Source organism: Gloeobacter kilaueensis JS1, assembly GCF_000484535.1.
GTDB classification, from domain to species: domain Bacteria; phylum Cyanobacteriota; class Cyanobacteriia; order Gloeobacterales; family Gloeobacteraceae; genus Gloeobacter; species Gloeobacter kilaueensis.
On record NC_022600.1, the window covers coordinates 2,890,247 to 2,907,165 of the forward strand.

General features: G+C 63.9%; 11 protein-coding genes and 1 pseudogene. 1 reads left to right on the forward strand and 11 read right to left on the reverse strand.

From position 1 onward, the window contains the following. Nucleotides 1–2: 2 nt before the first annotated feature. The 11 genes and pseudogenes from GKIL_RS25755 to GKIL_RS13495 form a co-directional block, all read right to left on the reverse strand. On the reverse strand, nt 3–974 hold the full coding sequence (locus GKIL_RS25755; RefSeq protein WP_023174199.1) for an FHA domain-containing protein: 972 nt from the start codon (nt 972–974) through the stop codon (nt 3–5). A 4-nt stretch (nt 975–978) separates the two neighbouring features. Beyond that, nucleotides 979–3,030: a COG1470 family protein gene (locus GKIL_RS13450; RefSeq protein ID WP_023174200.1), complete on the reverse strand. Its 2,052-nt coding sequence runs from the start codon at nt 3,028–3,030 to the stop codon at nt 979–981. Beyond that, the gene (locus tag GKIL_RS13455) at nt 3,027–5,270 is read right to left on the reverse strand and encodes a WD40 repeat domain-containing protein (protein ID WP_023174201.1); all 2,244 of its coding nucleotides are present in this window, start codon (nt 5,268–5,270) and stop codon (nt 3,027–3,029) included. The genes GKIL_RS13450 and GKIL_RS13455 overlap by 4 nt, the downstream gene beginning before the upstream one ends. Nucleotides 5,271–5,337: 67 nt before the next feature. Then, nucleotides 5,338–5,961, reverse strand: a complete 624-nt coding sequence (locus GKIL_RS13460; protein WP_023174202.1) for a hypothetical protein — start codon at nt 5,959–5,961, stop codon at nt 5,338–5,340. A 193-nt stretch (nt 5,962–6,154) separates the two neighbouring features. Then, entirely contained in the window at nt 6,155–7,372 is a 1,218-nt protein-coding gene (locus GKIL_RS13465) for a DUF4159 domain-containing protein (RefSeq protein WP_023174204.1), read from the reverse strand. Beyond that, nucleotides 7,369–8,919, reverse strand: a complete 1,551-nt coding sequence (locus GKIL_RS24225; RefSeq protein WP_023174205.1) for a phage tail protein — start codon at nt 8,917–8,919, stop codon at nt 7,369–7,371. Before GKIL_RS24225 ends, GKIL_RS13465 begins: the two co-directional genes overlap by 4 nt. Nucleotides 8,920–8,929: 10 nt before the next feature. Continuing rightward, a complete protein-coding gene (locus GKIL_RS13475) occupies nt 8,930–11,128 on the reverse strand; it encodes a putative baseplate assembly protein (protein ID WP_023174206.1) in 2,199 nt (732 codons plus the stop codon). Nucleotides 11,129–11,134: 6 nt separating this feature from the next. After that, nucleotides 11,135–11,557, reverse strand: coding sequence for a GPW/gp25 family protein (locus GKIL_RS13480; RefSeq protein WP_023174207.1), 423 nt, complete (start codon nt 11,555–11,557; stop codon nt 11,135–11,137). An 84-nt stretch (nt 11,558–11,641) separates the two neighbouring features. Beyond that, a complete protein-coding gene (locus GKIL_RS13485) occupies nt 11,642–13,198 on the reverse strand; it encodes an alkaline phosphatase D family protein (protein ID WP_023174208.1) in 1,557 nt (518 codons plus the stop codon). 56 nt (nt 13,199–13,254) lie between these two features. Further along, nucleotides 13,255–13,950 (reverse strand): annotated as a pseudogene (locus tag GKIL_RS13490) (Uma2 family endonuclease). Between the two features lie 114 nt (nt 13,951–14,064). After that, on the reverse strand, nt 14,065–15,438 hold the full coding sequence (locus GKIL_RS13495; protein ID WP_023174211.1) for a B12-binding domain-containing radical SAM protein: 1,374 nt from the start codon (nt 15,436–15,438) through the stop codon (nt 14,065–14,067). A gap of 85 nt (nt 15,439–15,523) precedes the next feature. On the opposite strand from GKIL_RS13495, the gene mnmE reads away from it, so the two are divergent. Then, nucleotides 15,524–16,894 carry a tRNA uridine-5-carboxymethylaminomethyl(34) synthesis GTPase MnmE gene (mnmE, locus tag GKIL_RS13500; protein WP_023174212.1) on the forward strand — a complete coding sequence of 457 codons (1,371 nt, stop codon included), beginning with the start codon at nt 15,524–15,526 and terminating at the stop codon, nt 16,892–16,894. Nucleotides 16,895–16,919: the final 25 nt, after the last annotated feature.

Consider the following 16,919-nt stretch of genomic DNA (forward strand, 5'->3'; position numbering starts at 1 on the left):
CCCTACTCTTCGACTTCGAACCGGAAACTCAACTTGTTGCCCTTGCCCAGAGCGATCAGATCGCCGTGGTTGAGGCGGCGGCGAAAGCGGGTACCCGGTCGAATCAGCTCGCCGTTGAGGTAGGTACCGTTGCTGCTTCCGGCATCTTCGAGGGTGAAGGTGCCCTCGAGGTTCTGAATCGTGGCGTGGATGCGCGAGACGAACTCCGCCCCCGGCAGATGGGAGACGTCGATGTCCGGCGGGATCTCTTCGTTGGGTTTGCCGACATAGATGAGCGCTTGATCCGGCGGCAGTTCGAGCCGTTCGCTGCTGCCTGTGTGGACGAGGGCGGCGGCAGCAAGCTGCAGACGGGTGCCGGGGGAGCCGACGGCGGGCGAATTTGGGCGCGGTGGAGTTGGGACGGGACGCGGCGGCAGCGTGTTCTGCGCGGTGGGAGCGGGAGCAGCCGGTCCTGGCAGGGGGGCGCTGGGACGGGGCGGCGGCGATTCGACGATGGGCGGTGGGGCGGGGGGCGGAGCCTTGATCGCTGGTGGCGGTGGCGGCGGAGCCGGACGGGGCGGAGCCGGACGGGGCGGAGCCGGGGCAGGGGGAACCTTGGCCGCCGCAGGCGGAGGAGCCACAGGAGCGGCTGGTGGCGGAGGCGATGGAATAGCTGCCGGTGGAGCCGGTGGGGGCGGTGGCGGCGGAGCCGTCGCTGCTGCCGGAGCAGGGCGGGGCGGAGTAGGGGGTGGGGGCGGCGGAGGTGGTACAGGAGCACTCGCTACGGGCTGGGGCGGTACAGGAGCGCTCGCTGCTACCGGAGCCACTTTGGGCTCCACTTCGAGTTCGATGCCGCACTCGCCGCAGTACTGGCTGGGCAGAGGATTGATGCTGCCGCACTCGTAGCAGACAACGGCAACGGTGCTCTGGCAGCGCTGGCACTCCAGGGCGTTGTCGGGGTTGCTGTGCTCGCACCGGGTACAGATGATCGGCATAGGGCTACTGGTTAGATGAGGGTGAAGAAAGCGGTTCGGCAGCGGGCTTCAGTCCGCCTGCGCCCCCCCCACGACCGGGTTTACCTCTGGCGGGTTTGCTCAGGGTGGCAGCGGTCGGGACCGACTGCGGCGGTGGCGGTGGGGTGGGATCGTACGTCTCGATTACGAAGCCACGGCTCACGGTACCGGCCTTGTTGGTCGCCTGGAGGGTGATCGGTATCTGCTCACCCGCCCGCGTAAAGGGCGGCAGCGTCAGGGTGTACTTGGGCGGGAAGGTGCCGTAGGTTTCGATCTCGACGTTGACGTTGTCGCCTGTGATCTGCCACTTGAGTGTCACCTTATCGCCCGGATCCTTGGCGGTCTTGATCTTGAGGGAGACATTGGCGGGTGCCGGTGTGCCGTTGAGGGTAAAACTTGAGATCAAGGGCTTGCGAATCGGGTCGGGCCGCTTCTGCGGCTTCGGCACGATCTGGATCAAGTCGGTCTGGGCGGCAACGGCGGCGGCGTCAGAATTTTTTTGCAACACTTTCATCTCGAAGACATAGTAACCGCCTTTGCGCGCATCGGTCTTCACGAATCGGCACTGCAACAAGTCGGGTTTTGTAAACCAGCCACCGCCGCCCAGCAACTGGCATTTGCCCTTGAGGTCGCTGGGCAGGTTGGTGATATCGTTCAGGCTGCCCTCGAAGGCAAATTCGAGGGGCTTGCTCACCGACTGTCCGTTACCGGCGCGGGGGTTGATCACGATCTTACGAATCTGGTCGGGATTGCGAATCTGCCAGTTGAGGGTGATCCGGTCGCCGTTCTGTTCGCGGTAGACGACGCTGTCGGCACCAAAACTTTCGACCCGTACCGGATCGGGGGTGCGGAAGAAGAACCACCAGATGAGGTAGATGAGGCCCAGGATCACCGCCAGCACGATCAAGCCCGCCAGCAGCAGCTGCCACCAGGGGCGGGGCAGCCATTCGAGGGTCGCCTTGGGCATCTCCTTCGGTAGGGGCAACTCCTTGGCATCTTCGAGGTCGATCTTGAAGGGAATCTCAAACGGTTGACCGAAGAAGGGCCGCTGCCACCAGTTTTTGGGTTTGACCGTCAGATCGAGGCCAACGGTTTTGCCGGGCAACAACCGGATCTGCGAGGGTTTGCACTCGTAGATGGCGTACTCGTCCTCCTCGGTGCCTACCGCCCGGATATTCAGTTCGCGAATCACGTTGCCGTCGTTGGTGAGCAACACCTTGTAGCGCCCCGGTTTGCGGGTGACTTTGCCCAAAAGCGTCTCAATCTCGGCGGCAATCTTATAAAAGGGCGGCAGCTGCAGGTAGACCAGATCGAGCAGTACCAGATCGGGGGTGTTGGCCGAGTAGACCCGGATCGTGGGCGAATAGCTGCCCGCCAGAGTGTCAGGGGGCGGCTGAAAAGACAGGGTGATGAGCCCCTTGGTGTTGGGGTTGAGGTCGAGGCCGTCCGGGCAGTCGATGAGGCCCGGCCCGCTCAGGCTCGGTACCTGATAGCGCACCGAGTACCAGTTGTCCTCGAGGTCGGGGCAGGTGAGCCGAAAGCGATCGACCCGATCGGAGCGGTTGTGGACCTGGATCTGGATGGGCTGGGGCTTGCCGGGCTTGAGAACGAGGGGCTGGCTGGAGGAGGTCTGGGGCTTGAGCGAAAAAGTCGGATCGCTGACGCGCACGGCCTGCTGGTCGCGGGGCAGCAGTTGCAGCTGACGGGGCCGCTGCATGGGCGTGTCTTCGGGATAGTGCAGCGGGGCGTCGATGACGATGACGTAGTCGTAGGTGCCCGGAAACGCCTGGGCGGGGATCGAAAAGCGGAAGGCGACCTCGCTGCTCTGCTTGGGATCGAGGGCGAGTCGCTGGCGGGGCGAGTCGCACCACTTGCGCAGCTCTTTTGAAGAGTCGTCGATAAAGACATCGATCACCGCGCTTTGATCGCCCTGGTTGCTCACGGTGATAAAAAGCTCGACCACCTCGCCCGGCATACTGACCTGCGAACCGGGCGGGTTCATGATAAGCGCAATCGGACTCGGTCGCGTCTGAATCACGGCAGGCCCACCCGTCGCATCTGCACTTGAAAATCGTCGCCGCCGCTTACGGTGATGAGCCCCTGGCGGTCGCGGCTCAGATCGACCGTGTTGATCTTTTTGGCGCGCTCCTCGACGGTGCGGCCCGCGATAAAGCGCGCGTCGCGCCCGCCTTTGGCTGTGATGTTCCAGAGGACGACTTTGTGATCGTCGCCGCCGCTCACCAGAAAGCGGCCATCGTCGCTGAAGGCGAGGGAGCGGACGGCGAAGCCGCCGTGGGCCACCCACTGATCGATCACCGGACAGGTGATATCGATGGGCACGTTGCTCGCAACCTTTGCTCCAGAATCGATGGCGACTGCCTGGGTCGGGTCTTTGCTGTCGGCCTGCACCCGGCTACCGAGGGCCACAGCCCCTTTGAAGGGCGCTTTTTTAGGGCTCGCGACATCCGAGCACTGCGTGAGATCGTAGGTGGTGATGTTGCCCTGGGAATCGGCGGTGGCGAGAATATTCGGATTTTGGGAGGCGAGGGCGACGCTCCAGATTACGTCGTTCTGGCCGCCGCGCGGCTGCAGGCGTCGGGGTCTGCTGTCGGGGGCATCGAGGTTCCAGAGCACCAGCCGCAAAAAGCGCCCGGCGCTAATCAAGGTGCGCTCGTCGCCGCTCAGTTCGAGCGCCTGCACCGTGTAGTCGAGTTTTTTGTCCAGCTCGAAGACGTGTCTGGGCCGGGTATCGTCGGAGAGCAGATCCCACATGACGACGATCCCGCTGCCGTGGCCGCTGAAGAGGTAGCGCGAATTGGCCGTAAAGGCCAGATCGAAGACGCGGTCGTTGAGTTCGGGCTGGTAGATGAGTTCGCGGCTCTTTTCACCGGTGGCGACATTCCAGATCTGCACCGCTCCATTTTCAAGACCGGCGGCCAGTTCGCTGTTGTTGCGGGGCATAAAGCGCAGGGCGCGCACAGGCTTGCCGGTATCGACCAGAACGCCCTCGTACTTGAGCGAACCGCTGCCCGGTTCGATGCTCCAGCTGCGGATCGTGCGGTCGTCGCTGGCGCTGAAGACCAATCGCGCATCGGAGCTGATGCGCACGGAATTGACCAGGTCGGTGTGGTAGGGCGGGTTGAAGTACTGATAGAGAGAAATTGCCCCGAAACTGCCTGAGACGAAGAAAAAGCCAAACATCAGCAGCTGCAGCCACAGCGGCAGTTTGGGCAGGATGCGCAGCGTCAGCTTCTGTGCGGGCGGATCGGCGTTGCCCAGCCGGTCGTCTGCGAGGACCGCCACCGTCTCGAAGCGGTACGTCCACGGCAGACCAAACAGGGGCCGCTTTTTGAGGATCGCAAGCTTCAACTCGGTCGTGGTGGCGAGATTGAGGACACCTGGATCGGGGGTGAGTTGGTGGCCGCATCGGCTGGTGTCGCGGCCCTGCAGATCGACGGTGACTTCCTGGCGGAGGTTGCTCGCGTTTTTGAATACCAAGGCAAAATTTGCGCTCTCCTCGCTCCAGTCGGGCCACCAGGCACCGCCTTTGGCGGGCAGTCGCTGCTGGGGCTCACTGCAGTTAAATTGCACAAAGCCAACCGGCAACACTTCGAGGCTGCCCTCGGCGCGGGCAGGCGGACCCGCCTGGGGGACGCCCTCGACGCTGAAGGGATACTCCTGGCTGGGAGCCTGGCTCGGTCCTGGCGGCAGACACTGAAAGGTGGAGTCGAGCTGGGAACCGGCCTCGATGATAAAGCGGCGCTCGGTGCCCATGCTCATCCAGGTGCTGTCGATACCCACAAAGCGCAGCACCATGTCGAAGGGGCGCTGGCTCATGTTGCGCACGCGCACGGGAATATCGACCGGGTTGCGCGGATAGGTCTGAAACTGGCGCACCGGCAACTCGATCGACAGCTGCGAGGGGCCGGAGCCCGGCTCGATGATCAGCCGCAACAGGTACTTGCGCTCTTCTTTGAGCTGGGGCGAGGTGATGAGCACCGTGACGTTGACGGCCCCGACAAATCCCGCGATCGGTGTATCGACGATCGTGATCTGGAACTGGGTCCGACCACCGGGGGGCTTGGCGGTCGAAACTTCTGGATGCAGCTGGTACCAGTTGGGGTTGCGACCGGACCCGGCGGCAAGCAATTCTAGTTTGAAACCAGCAAACTGTTCACTGTCGTTGCTGACAGTCACTTCAAAGGTGACAGGCGGACCACCGGGCCGGTAGGTAACCGTCTGCTCCGAGAGGACAGCACTGATCAGGCGTTTTTCCATACAGAGTGTGCCCGGCTACCCCGCCCAGGCATGAGCGTGGCGCAATCTTACCCCCTGAGAGTGACCTCTACTGTCTTCTTTCAAAGAAACTTCTCGCACTGGAGTAGGCCACAGTCACCCACTGGTTGAGGGCGGCGGAGAACCAGTTCATGCCGCGCGCCTGCAATAGCTGCATCTCCTGAGCGGCCCGCTCCTCAGCTGCACTGCGCTTACCGGCTGGTCGGGCACCGATCCCAGGGATCTGCGGCAGATCGTTCATGCTCTTGCCAAAGATCTTGGCCCCGGAGGGAGCCTCCATCGGTCGGGGTGGACCGGCGGGGCGCTGCGGCATTCCTGGTCGCTGGGGAGCACCCGCCTGGGGCGCAACCGGCGCATTCGGGTTGGGGCGCGCTCCTGCCTGCGGAGGGTTGGGGCGCGCTGGTGCCCCGGCTTGAGGAGGGTTGGGACGCACTGGCGCACCGGGGCGCTGGGGGGCGCTCACCTGGGGCGGCGCAGCGGCAGCCATGCCGGGACGTTTGGGCAGTGGCGGCGGCTTGAAGCCGGGGCGGGCCCGGCTTGCTACCCCTTCGACGATCGCAGTTGCCCCTTTGTCGGGTCGGTGTGACTTGTTGAACGTTCCGCCGAACATCGTCTGCCGGAGGCCGTAGACGACTTGCTGAAGGTCGAGGATAGACTCGAAAAAGTTGGGCATGGTTGCTCCTTCTCCGGACCGGAGGGGACGGCAGGGCGCGTCCGCAAAGAATGTATGGCGGATCTGCCCCGCTATTATAGCCAGTTCTCCTGTACCAGCCGGAATGCCACAGCACAACCGCACCGTCAGGACGCACGGGTCATAAAACTACTAGGGACGTTTTTGCAAGAATATGCAGCCGGGTCGGCAGGGGCTAGCGTCCACCGAAGGCAACTGCCTGTTGCTGGAGGCCAAAAAGCTGCCGCCGCCGCCAGGCGTAGGTGAGAATGTTGATCCCCAATTCTTGAGCGGTGCGGATAGCGAGGCGCGAGAGGGCAAAGTTTTCGTCGATGCCCCAGGCGGAGGCGAGATCGCCCACCACCAGGATGATGCCGCCGCCGGTCAAAAGTCGCAGTGGCTGCTGGTTGATCATCGGTAGGGCCGCAAACAAAAACGGCTGGGTGCGAAGCGGGTGATCCCGCCTGAGCCGCTCCAGATATTCGAGGGGAGTCTCAAACTGTTGGGCCAGGGCCATGACACTCTCGATAAGCGGCGTGGCGTCGAGGGGCGCATCGACCAGGAGCACTCCGCCCCGGTCGAGATAGTTCTTGAGCGCTTCAAATTCGCGGCTGTTGAGCACCAGCGGTTGACGACCGGTCAGATAGAGCAGGTCGTAAGCTTCTGCCTCGACCTCTTCGTCGTCCGGCTCAAGGGTGACCTGTCCGACTTCTTCTGCACCCTGCAGGGCCGGATAGAGCACTCCGGTCGCCTTGAGCAGATAAGACAGATTGAAGAAGTTGCGCGTAAATTCGGGGTCGGGGTGGTTGACCAGAGCCATGTTGACCACCGCCTGGGGCCGGGGCTGGGCATGCAGCCGAAAGCGCAGATCGACGGCGTTGTAGCCGGGGAAGAAGACATCGCGTGGGTTCTCAAGCTGCACCGGTCCGGGCTGCAGCAGCACCCGGCAGACTTCGACTTCGAGATCTTCGGGGGGGCTGCTTTTTTCATCGACGCGGAAAGTCTCCTGAACGATGTCGCGGCGCTCGTCGCGGCGCAACTCGTCGGGATCGACGTACTTGACGACCAGATAGACCATCAGCGGCTCCTGGTCGCTCAACTCGACGGCGATCCGAAAGTCGATGGGCTGGGGCACGACGATCGGGTTGCCGATGAGGTCGATGGCGATGCCCGGCTGGATGCGCACCCAGCGCCCATCGCGAAATTCGACTCTCACATCGGCAGGTGCCGGGATTGCCTGCACGCCCAGGCCGCAGACGATTCCTGGCTGGTTGAGTGCCTGGAAGTGCATCCCCTGGCGCAGGCGGTGGTACTCGTGGGCGCGCCGCCAGCGCTCGGCGTTGATGAGCAGGCCGTCGCTCGCCTGCAGGCGCTCGAAGGGCTTGATGGACGGAGACGGAAAAAGTTGAGTCATGATCGCAAGCCGTAGCACTCGGGGTAAGAAAAATTCAAGAAGCCGCCGGTGGAGGCGGATCGGGCGGTTTGGGCGGTGGTGGAGTGGGTCTGCCCTGGGCAGGCGGGTTGGCGGCACCACCAGCCGCTGGCTTTGGCGGTACCGTTCCACCCTGGATGGGCGGTTTGGGAGGCGGTGCAGTTCCACCCTGGGCAGGGGGAGCCGGAGGCGGTGCCGCTCCTCCCTGGGCGGGCGGTTTGGCCGGGGGGGCCGGTGGCTGAGGAGCGGGCTGGGACCGATTCGGGGCGGCGGGAGCTGGTTGGCCGCCGTTGGCAGGTGTATTCGGTGGCTGGGACGCAGGAGCCGCCTTTGGATGGGGACTGGTGGCCGGTGCCGGGGGGCGCGGCGGCACACCGGCCCGTCCCTGAGCAGGAGCAGCAGGTCGGGGGGCACCGGGCGAACCGGGTGGGCGGGTGGGGGAGGACGGCACCGCCTGGCCCCCCCTGGCCGGGGCGGGGCGGGGGCGGGGCAGGTGGCCCCTCGATGAACAGATCGTAGGTGCAGAAAGCCGGGCGCTCCTGCTCGATAATCAGCCGCACCAGCCGCTCGTTGACCTGATTGGGACGCTGTTCGCGCAGGCGCACGACAAAGTGAAAGGGCCGCCCGCCCCCCAGTACGGTTCCCTGGCCGAGGTGCTCGGCACCGAGGACGAAGCCCCGGCCAAAGTGATCGCTGATGCTGATGTGTTTGCCCGCCTCCTGGGCAATGTGATCGTCGAGCGGCAGGCCGGTGTAAAGGTGCAGGTAGAGTCTCAGCCCGCGCCGGGTGCCCCGGTTGCGATAGATTTCGACCGCCCGCTTGATCAGCCGACGCTGCTGGGGGAGATCCCAGCGCGCATCGATGGGCCAGGAAACCCAGTAAGCCAGAAACGGCAGCAGTGTCTGGGGAGCGGTGAGCGGGTCGAGATTGGCCCACATCGCTTCGAGGCTGTGGTAGGCAGGCTCGAAGGTCTCCTCGAAGATCTTGAGAAAGCGACCGATAAAGTCAACTTCGCGATAAAGAACCGGCAAATAGTTGAGATAGAGGCTGTGGGCCCGCACGTGGAGGCTGAATTCTTCGAGCTCGACTTGATCGAGTTCGAGGGCGTTGGTGCCGTGAAAAAAGTATAACCGACTTTGAAAATCAAGGTCGAGCCGCCGCCGCTTCTGCGGGCTGAGTGCCTGCTGGTCCTCAAAGTAAGAAGCGTTGACCTGAAAGTAGAGCACCGCCTCCATCTGCTGGCCGGGGGCGAGTTCGTGGCCCTCCATGCCGATGCGGCACCAATCGACAGGAAAGTTGCCTTCGACGCGCAAGTTCAGCCAGATTGGGCGCTTGCCGAGATTTTTGACCTGCACGATCATCTCGCTCGGCTCCCCCGGATGCAACAGCAGGCTCGCAGCGGATTGGCTTGCGACAGTCGTCGCCTCAGCGGGCCCGGCCACCTGCAGACCAGCGAGGGGCACCGCCTCGGGGATGCGCATCGGGGTCAGCTGGATGCTGATGAGCTTGCGGTCGCTGGCCTGCGCCACCGTACACCTCCTAGCGGTTGGTAATCAGGTTGATGACGTGGCTGGAGCGCAGGCGGTTGTCGGCCCACGAGCAGATGAGTCCAAACGGACCCGGATCGATCACCGGGTCGGGGGCCGGCTTGCGCGTCCAGTTCGGCCCCCGCTTGCGCAGCGGGAAAAGCAGTACCTGCCCCAGGTAGCGCACCCCCGACGTCTGCTGCAAAAGGGCGATCACATCCGAAGGATAGACCGGGCGGCCAAAGGGCCAGCCCCTGCCATCCGGGCCGCCGGTGATCGGGTTGAGAAAGCGATAGAGGGCGACGCGCAGATTGAACAAGATCTCCTGCTGGGCACGGGGATTGTTGTACTCGGGTTCCAGGCCCACTTCGGTCTGAACGGCGACGCCGACGTATTCGGGCTCCTGCAGTTGCACCTGCACCCCCATCAAGCGCCGCTCCTCGAGGTAAGCCAGGATCTGCTGCTGCAGTTGGGGCCTGAGGCTAAAGAGATCCGGGTTGATGCCCTCACCCCGGCCCACCGAATCGGTGTTGGCCTGGGGAACGATGAGCAGCCGAACGGTGCCGGCCTGGCCTTCGGGGGTCGGCAGACAGCGCACACGGGCGACAGCACCGCTGGCACCGCGCTCGGTGAGGACCTCAAAGTCTTCGGGAGTCACCGCCCGGTCGCGAGTTCTCAGCATCTGGGGAGCGCGCAGGACGGCCTGATCGAGGGACTCGGCGTCCGCCCCGTTGCGGGCAGGCTGGTGGTTGGTGACCCGCGCGATGTAGGGGACGGCGGATTTGAGCACCTTGAGGGCACCGACCTGCACGTTGCCCTTGCGGCCACCGCCTACCCGGTAGGAGACCATGCGGATGAGCGCCCCGCGCGGTGGAATCGCTCCGTACTGGCGCTCCTGCTGGGCGTTCTGCTCGTCGTAGGCCACCAGTTGCGGGGTGATGCCCTGCTGCTGGATGCGCGAGCGAATTGCGCTTTCCATGCGGATCTGGCCGGGTTCGCGAATCAGGGGACCAAACTGGACGGTGCCGGTGAGCGAGTCGATCGTATAGTGCAGGTCGTCCGGCCCGGAATCGGCAAAATCGGGCACCTCCTTCCAGATCTGCGGCAGGCCGCTCGGGGGGGTGACGAGGATGTGCTCGTTCGGCGTGCGCGCCAGCACAGGGGAACCTTGAAGCTGGAATTTCTGGCCGGGGATGCCGTCGCTCGTACCGAGGCGCTCCTCGCGGATTGTCGTGCTGTTGCTGGCGTTGACCGTACCACCGATCGAGCGCACCGCCAGGCCCACAATCCGGGGCGAAGCGTTGTAGGCAGGCTGGTTGGGGGAGGCAGGCAGACAGACGCAGCGCAGCCAGCGGCCCTGGTAACTTGTGAAGCGCGCCGGTGGCCAGCGCTGGGGTAGGTGCAAGATCGTATCGACGCCCTGCAAAGGATTTTTGCCCTGCTGGGCCATCTCGCTGAAGCTGAAGCCCCGCGTGGCGTCGTCCGGTTCCCGCAAAAGCACCGGCTGCCAGCGCTCACCGTCCCAGGCTTCCCAGCGCCGGGGCGGCAGGTTGGGGTTGATGCCGGTGGGGGTGGCCGCTGCCCCTTTGAAGGTGACAGCGAGCACGTTGCCGTCGAGGGGCTGCTCGGGATCGATCACCAGATAAAAACAGTTGCCCGCCTGGGGTTGCTCGTCGAAGATGGGTTGCTCGCTTCCTCCCCAGTGGCCGTTCGGCTGGCGGGTCCACAGGTCGGTGACTCGGTCGCGCAGCGCCTGGGGCGTCTCGTCGGTGGTCTGGGAGGTGAGAAAGTGGGTCAGATAAGGCCGCCCGATGAGCAAAGGCCGATCGGTCGTAAAGACAATCGCCTCCTGGGTCTGGGTGCGTTCGGTGGCGACTTCGGCACCCGCCGGTATCCGGTAAACATCCGGCAGGGAGTTACTGAGATAAAACGTAATGTCGGTGCTGGCAGGAGCGGGGGGCTGCAACCGGATGCCCAACAGCTCCAAAAAGGCGACGTAGTTGCGCCGGGGCACCTGATTGAAGCGCAGGAGCATCTGGTCGGTGAGCCAGGCAAATAGCTCGATAAGCGTGATACCTGGATCGCTCAGGTTGTAGTCGGTCCACTCCGGGCAGTAGCGAGGAATGCGCAACAGGCACTCGGAAACCAGATCCTCGAAGGTGCGGTCGTCGAGGTTGGACTTTGGTAGCTTGGGCAGAAAATCGAACTCCACGGGTGGCTACTCCGTCTCGGCTTGCGGATTGAGGTAAAAGGGGAAAACCAGACTGCGCGGATCGGGGACGCCCTTGAGGCGGTACTTGATGATGATATCGACTCGCCCGCGCACCGGGTCCGGCTCGGTGAGCACCTCGTCGAGGTCGATGCGCGGCTCCCAGATTTCGAGTGCCTCGCTGACGGCCATCCGGATGCGCAACAATGTCGTCGTGTTGAGGGGAGCAAAGGCCAGATCCGCCAGGCGGGAGCCAAAATTGGGGCGGTAGACCCGTTCGCCGACGCCGGTGCGCAAAATGATCCAGATCGCCTCCTCGACATCCTGCGCGGCGGAGCTGACCTGGATGCCGCCCTGCAAATTGAGCCTTAGGGGAAAGGCCAGGCCCGTACCCAGGTACGCGCGCTGTTTTTCGCTCAGTGAGTCTTCCACAAAGACAATTCCGCACCTGCATGGGGCGTTCCATAGACTATCAAGCTTAGCGGAGGCGGACCATTCGCCAAAGGTCGAATGGCCCTACAGGCGCTTTGCGCCAGCCTGACCGGCCTCGAGTCTAAAAGCGGCGAGGGTGCTTACCGGGCTATCGGAGCGGGTGACATCGCTTACGGACCGGTAGTCGGTCCGCCACAGCCCGCGCTCAAGAGTGCAAAGTCCGTAGCCCCGCGCCGCGCCGTCGAAGAACCGGATGTGGGGATTGGCCGGCAGGGCGGCCTGGACGCGCCGGATCCAGTCTTTTGGAAAATCGGAGCTGATCGAGGTGCCGGTAAATTCGGTGGCGACGGTGGCCGATTCGGGCTTCTCAAAGTCGCTCTTTAGATCGCTGACCCAGCTTGAATGGATGTCGCCGCTCAAGACGACCGGGTTGGCCACTCGCGCTTCGGCAAGAAACGCCAGCAACCGGGAACGGGCCGCCACATAACCGTCCCACTGATCGAGGTTGTAGATGGGTTCGGCATCGCTGCCGCTATTGAACTGGGCCATCATCGTCTGCTGGGCGATCACGTTCCAGCGCCCGTGCGAGCGGCTGAGCCCCCCGAATAGCCAGCGCTCCTGATCGGTTCCTGTCATCGTCGCTTCTGGGGCGAGGGCGGCGGCACAGCGGGGCTTGAGGCCATCGTCGCAGGGCTGGTCGCTGCGGTACTGGCGGGTGTCAAGCACCTGCAGGGCCAGCAGATCGCCAAAGGCGAAGCGCCGGTAGAGTTTTAGACTGGCACCGTCCGGCAGAGCGCTGCGGCGCAGGGGCATGTGCTCGTAGTAAGCCTGGTAGGCAGCGGCCCGCCGTCTGCGGAAGGTCTGGGGATCCTGGCTATCCTCGGGGATGAGCCCGGCATAGTTGTTCTGGACTTCGTGATCGTCCCAGGTGACGATCCAGGGAAAGGCGGCGTGGGCGGCCTGGAGATCGGCGTCGAGTTTGTAGAGGGCGTAGCGGTTGCGGTACTGCTCAAGGCTCGTCGCTGCCGGGCCGTCGTGCTGCCGGACCCGGCCCGGCAACGCTCCCCGCTCGTAGATGTAATCGCCCAGGTGCAGGGCAAAATCGAGATCCTGGGCTGCCATGTCCCGGTAGGCTGCGTAGTAGCCCGCCTCGTAGTTCTGGCAGGAGGCAAAGGCGAAGCGCAGTCGTGCTGGGTGGGTGCCAACTGCCGGAGCGGTGCGGGTTCGCCCGACCGCACTGACCTCGTTACCCACCTTGAAGCGGTACCAGTACCAGCGAGCGGGCTGAAGCCCACTCACCTCGACATGAACTGAGTGCCCCCACTCCGGTCGGGCCGTCACCGTTCCCTGCCGGACGATCTGGCGCATCCGCTCATCTTTGGCCACCTGCCACTGGACATTGACGGGCCGGTTGGGCATCCCACCCCCTGCCAGCGGCTCCGGAGCCAGCCGCGTCCAGAGCACCACGCCGTCGGGCAGCGGATCGCCCGAGGCGACGCCAAGGCTAAAAAGCGGTCCACTGCCGGCTGCCAGTGCCCGGCGCACCAGAGGTGCAGTCACGGCGAGACCGACGAAGAGGCCCGCACCGGCCAGCAACTGTCGTCGGCTCGTCGCCAGTCCGATTTCCTGCCCGTTCGTCATCGAAAAATGTTCAATAAACCCCTACAAGTCTACCGACTTCGATCAGCGCTCGCAGTCTAAAGTTCGTTCGGGTCGATGCCCAACTGCCGCAGGCGCTCAGCGAGCGCGTCCGCCCGCGCCCGCTCCTGCTCTGCTCTAACTTGCTCCTGAGCGGCCCGCTCCGCCCCGCTCGGTACGACCTGCCCTTCGCGGTCGCACCAGCGCAGCCAGGTGTCCTCGCGGCCCTCAAATTCGCCCTGCCAGAGGGTGAGACCAATCCCCACGCTGTCAAGCCAGGTGCTTGTGCGGGAAACGTAGTCGAGGCCGGAGAGTTCAAAAATTTCGAGCACCGGTCCTTTGAGCTGTTGCAGCGGGTCGTAGATCGCATAGAACGGCACCCGCATCGCCGCGTAGGTGCTGAACTTGCTGCCCCGCTCGTTGCCTTCGGTGTTGGAGACAATCTCGATGACCACCTCCGGCGGCTTACCGAACTCCCAAAAAAAGTAGGAACGGTTCTGTTTTTGCCACCAGTCGCGGGCGAGCTGGACATTTAAGCTCAAGAAGGCATCCGGCACCAGGGGCGGGCGGTTGAGCGCATAAAAAAGCCCGACGTTGGCAGCGACGATAAACGGAGCTGTGAAGACCTGGCTGCTGTAGAGCGGCTCGGTGAGCAGCCGCTACTGCTTTTCGGAAGGAAAATTGTCCACCGGCGCATCATCCTCGGTGACCAGATTCGCGATCGCCGCCGCCAGTTGTTCAGAAGAAACTTCCATAACCTGCTCTGGAGTGATCTTCGCCAATTATGGACAGATTAACACATTTGGTGCTATCCATTGGCCGTCAGGCAGCCCAAAAAGTGTCCGGCAGCCGTGCGGCGGTGAAGAGCTTCAACGCATTCTGGCAATCGCAAGCCCGGCGACGCGGGTGATCGCAGGTCCAATCGCCCGGCCCAGACCTCCCAGGTGCTTCTCCGCTAAAAAGCGGCTGCGGGCGGCGTAGATCGCCGAGCGCAGCTTGAACTGGGAATGGTCCGCCCGATAGGTGAGTACGTTGTGGCCGGCGCGCTGCCAGTCGCTCTGCTCGGTGGGGCTGAGTCTACCCTCGGAGACGACGCGATCGAATAGCTGGGTGCCAGGCAGCGGGTAGGTGACCGTAAAGCTCAGATAGTCGAGGGGCAACGTCGGGATGAAGCGCAGGGTGGCGAGGATGTCCTCGGTCCGCTCGCCTGGATAGCCCACCTGAAAGAAGGCGGCGGCTTTGATCCCGACGCTGTTTGCCGCCTGGATCGCTGCGTATACATCCTCTGGGCTGAAGCGCTTGCCCATCTGCCGCAACACCCGTGGGCTGCCGGATTCGACGCCAAAGAAGATCCGCTCGCAGCCCGCCTCGGCCATCCGCTCGAAGACCTTGCGCTGCACATCCACCCGGCCCAGGCAGTCCCACTTGAACTTGAGCCCGCGCTGGAGGATCTCTTCGCAGATCTTGAGGGCGCGCTGCCAGTTGAGCATAAAAATATCGTCGGAAAACCAGATGTGGGTGTAGCCCGCCGAGAGGGCCGCTTCGATGTCCGTAAGCACCTGATCGATGCTGTGCTCGCGGTAGGTGGCTCCAAAGATGGGCTGGTCGCAGTACTCGCAGCCGTAGGGACAGCCTCGGGCGGTAAAGACCGGCGTCTGGGCGTAGCCAAAGGTCTTGAGCCAGTAATCGCGGTAGTGCTCGTGATCGAACAGATCCCGCGCCGGCATCGGTAGCTGGGTGAGCACCGCTTTGGGAATGAGCGGTGCCTTCGCCGTGCCGGTAAGCGCCCCGGCCCCATCCAGCCTCCGCAGTCCAGCAAGCTCTTCGTAGGGGCGGCCAGCTTTGAGCCGGCAGATCAGTTCGTCCCACAGCAATTCGCCCTCGCCGCCCATCACCAGATCGAAGGGGGGCAAAAACGCCTGGGGCTTGCCGGAGGGCATCGGGCCCCCGGCGACCAGCAGCACGTCCCGGCCCAGGCGCTCGCGCAGGCTCCGCGCCAGGATCAAGGCGTCGGCGTGCATCGTCACCATGCAGTAGATGCCCACCACCAGCGGTTTTTCGGCCACCGCCTGCTCGATTGCCCAGTCTGTACCCCGGAAGGTGCAGTCGAGAAAGCGAACGCTGTGGCCGCGCGCCCGCAGATAAGCGGCGATGAAGCCCTGGCCCAGGGGCGGGAAGAGCCACAGCTTCCGCCCTGGTGCCTCGCGGTGGACGTAAGGGTAGATCAGCACCACCTCGGCCATCGGTTGGACGCTCTTTGGGTCTTGGGGCAATTTATTGTGGCATGGGCTCCGATAATTAAGGGAGTCCTGTCAACCTGCAAAGCCCGTGTCCGAGACGATCTGCGCCATCGCCACCGCCATCGTTCCCCAGCAGGGCAGCGTCGGCATCGTGCGACTATCGGGCGACGAGGCGCAGGCAATTGCCGCTCGCGTCTTTCGAGCGGCGGGCAAACAGCGCTTCGAGAGCCATCGCATCCACTACGGCCACTTCGTCGCTCCAGATGGAACAGTCATTGACGAGTGCCTGATGCTCTTGATGGCGGCTCCCCGATCGTTCACCCGCGAGGATGTGGTCGAATTTCACTGCCACGGCGGAATCGCCGTCGTCCAGCAGATTCTGCGCACCTGCATCGAGCAGGGAGCACGGCTGGCCCGGCGGGGCGAATTTACGCTGCGGGCCTTTCTCAATGGCCGCATCGACCTGACCAGGGCGGAGGCGGTGGCAGAACTGGTGGCCGCCCGCTCCCCGGAGGCTGCCCAGGTGGCCGTCGCAGGGTTACAGGGCAAACTCGCCCAGCAGGTGGGCACCCTGCGCAACCGTTGCCTGGAATTGCTCGCCCAGATCGAGGCGCGGCTCGACTTTGAAGACGACCTGCCGCCCCTGGACGAAGGGGCGATCAAAGCCGATCTGGCTATTCTCCATGCCGGAATGCGCGAACTCATCGCCACCGCCAGCCGGGGCGAGCTGTTGCGCACGGGCTTAAAAGTGGCGATCGTCGGGCGGCCCAACGTCGGCAAGTCGAGTCTGCTCAACGCCTGGAGCCGGGTGGATCGGGCGATCGTCACCGAACTCCCTGGCACGACCCGCGATCTGGTCGAATCGATGCTCAACTTGCAGGGTATTCCCCTGCAGGTGCTCGATACCGCCGGCATCCGCGAAGCGCAGGATAAAGTCGAGCAGCTAGGCATCGAGCGCTCCCGCAGCGCCGCCCGCACAGCCGACCTGGTGCTGCTGGTGATCGATCGCACCGAAGGCTGGACCTGCGCCGACAGCGAGATCTTTGCCCAGTTGCGCGACCAGCAGCCGCCGCCGCTCATCGTCGTGGTCAACAAAAGTGACCTGGAAGGCCCGCCCATCCATACCCCGACGCGGGGCGTAGTGGCCCAGGTCGCCACCGCCGCTGCCTGGGGCCAGGGCATCGCCGAACTTGAAGCGGCGATCTTATCGGCGATTGGCCAGCAACAGCTGCAGCTCAGCAACAGCGACCTGGCGATCAACGAGCGGCACCACGAGGCACTGGTACGGGCCGAGGCGGCCCTCAGCCGCGTCGATGAAACCCTCGTAGCAGGATTGCCCCTCGATTTCTGGACGATCGATCTGCGCACCGCCGCTCAGGCGCTCGGTGAAATCACCGGCCAGACTGTCACCGAGGCCGTGCTCGATCGGATCTTCAGCAAGTTCTGTATCGGCAAATAAAGAAAGTCTCCGATGCTGTCGGTTC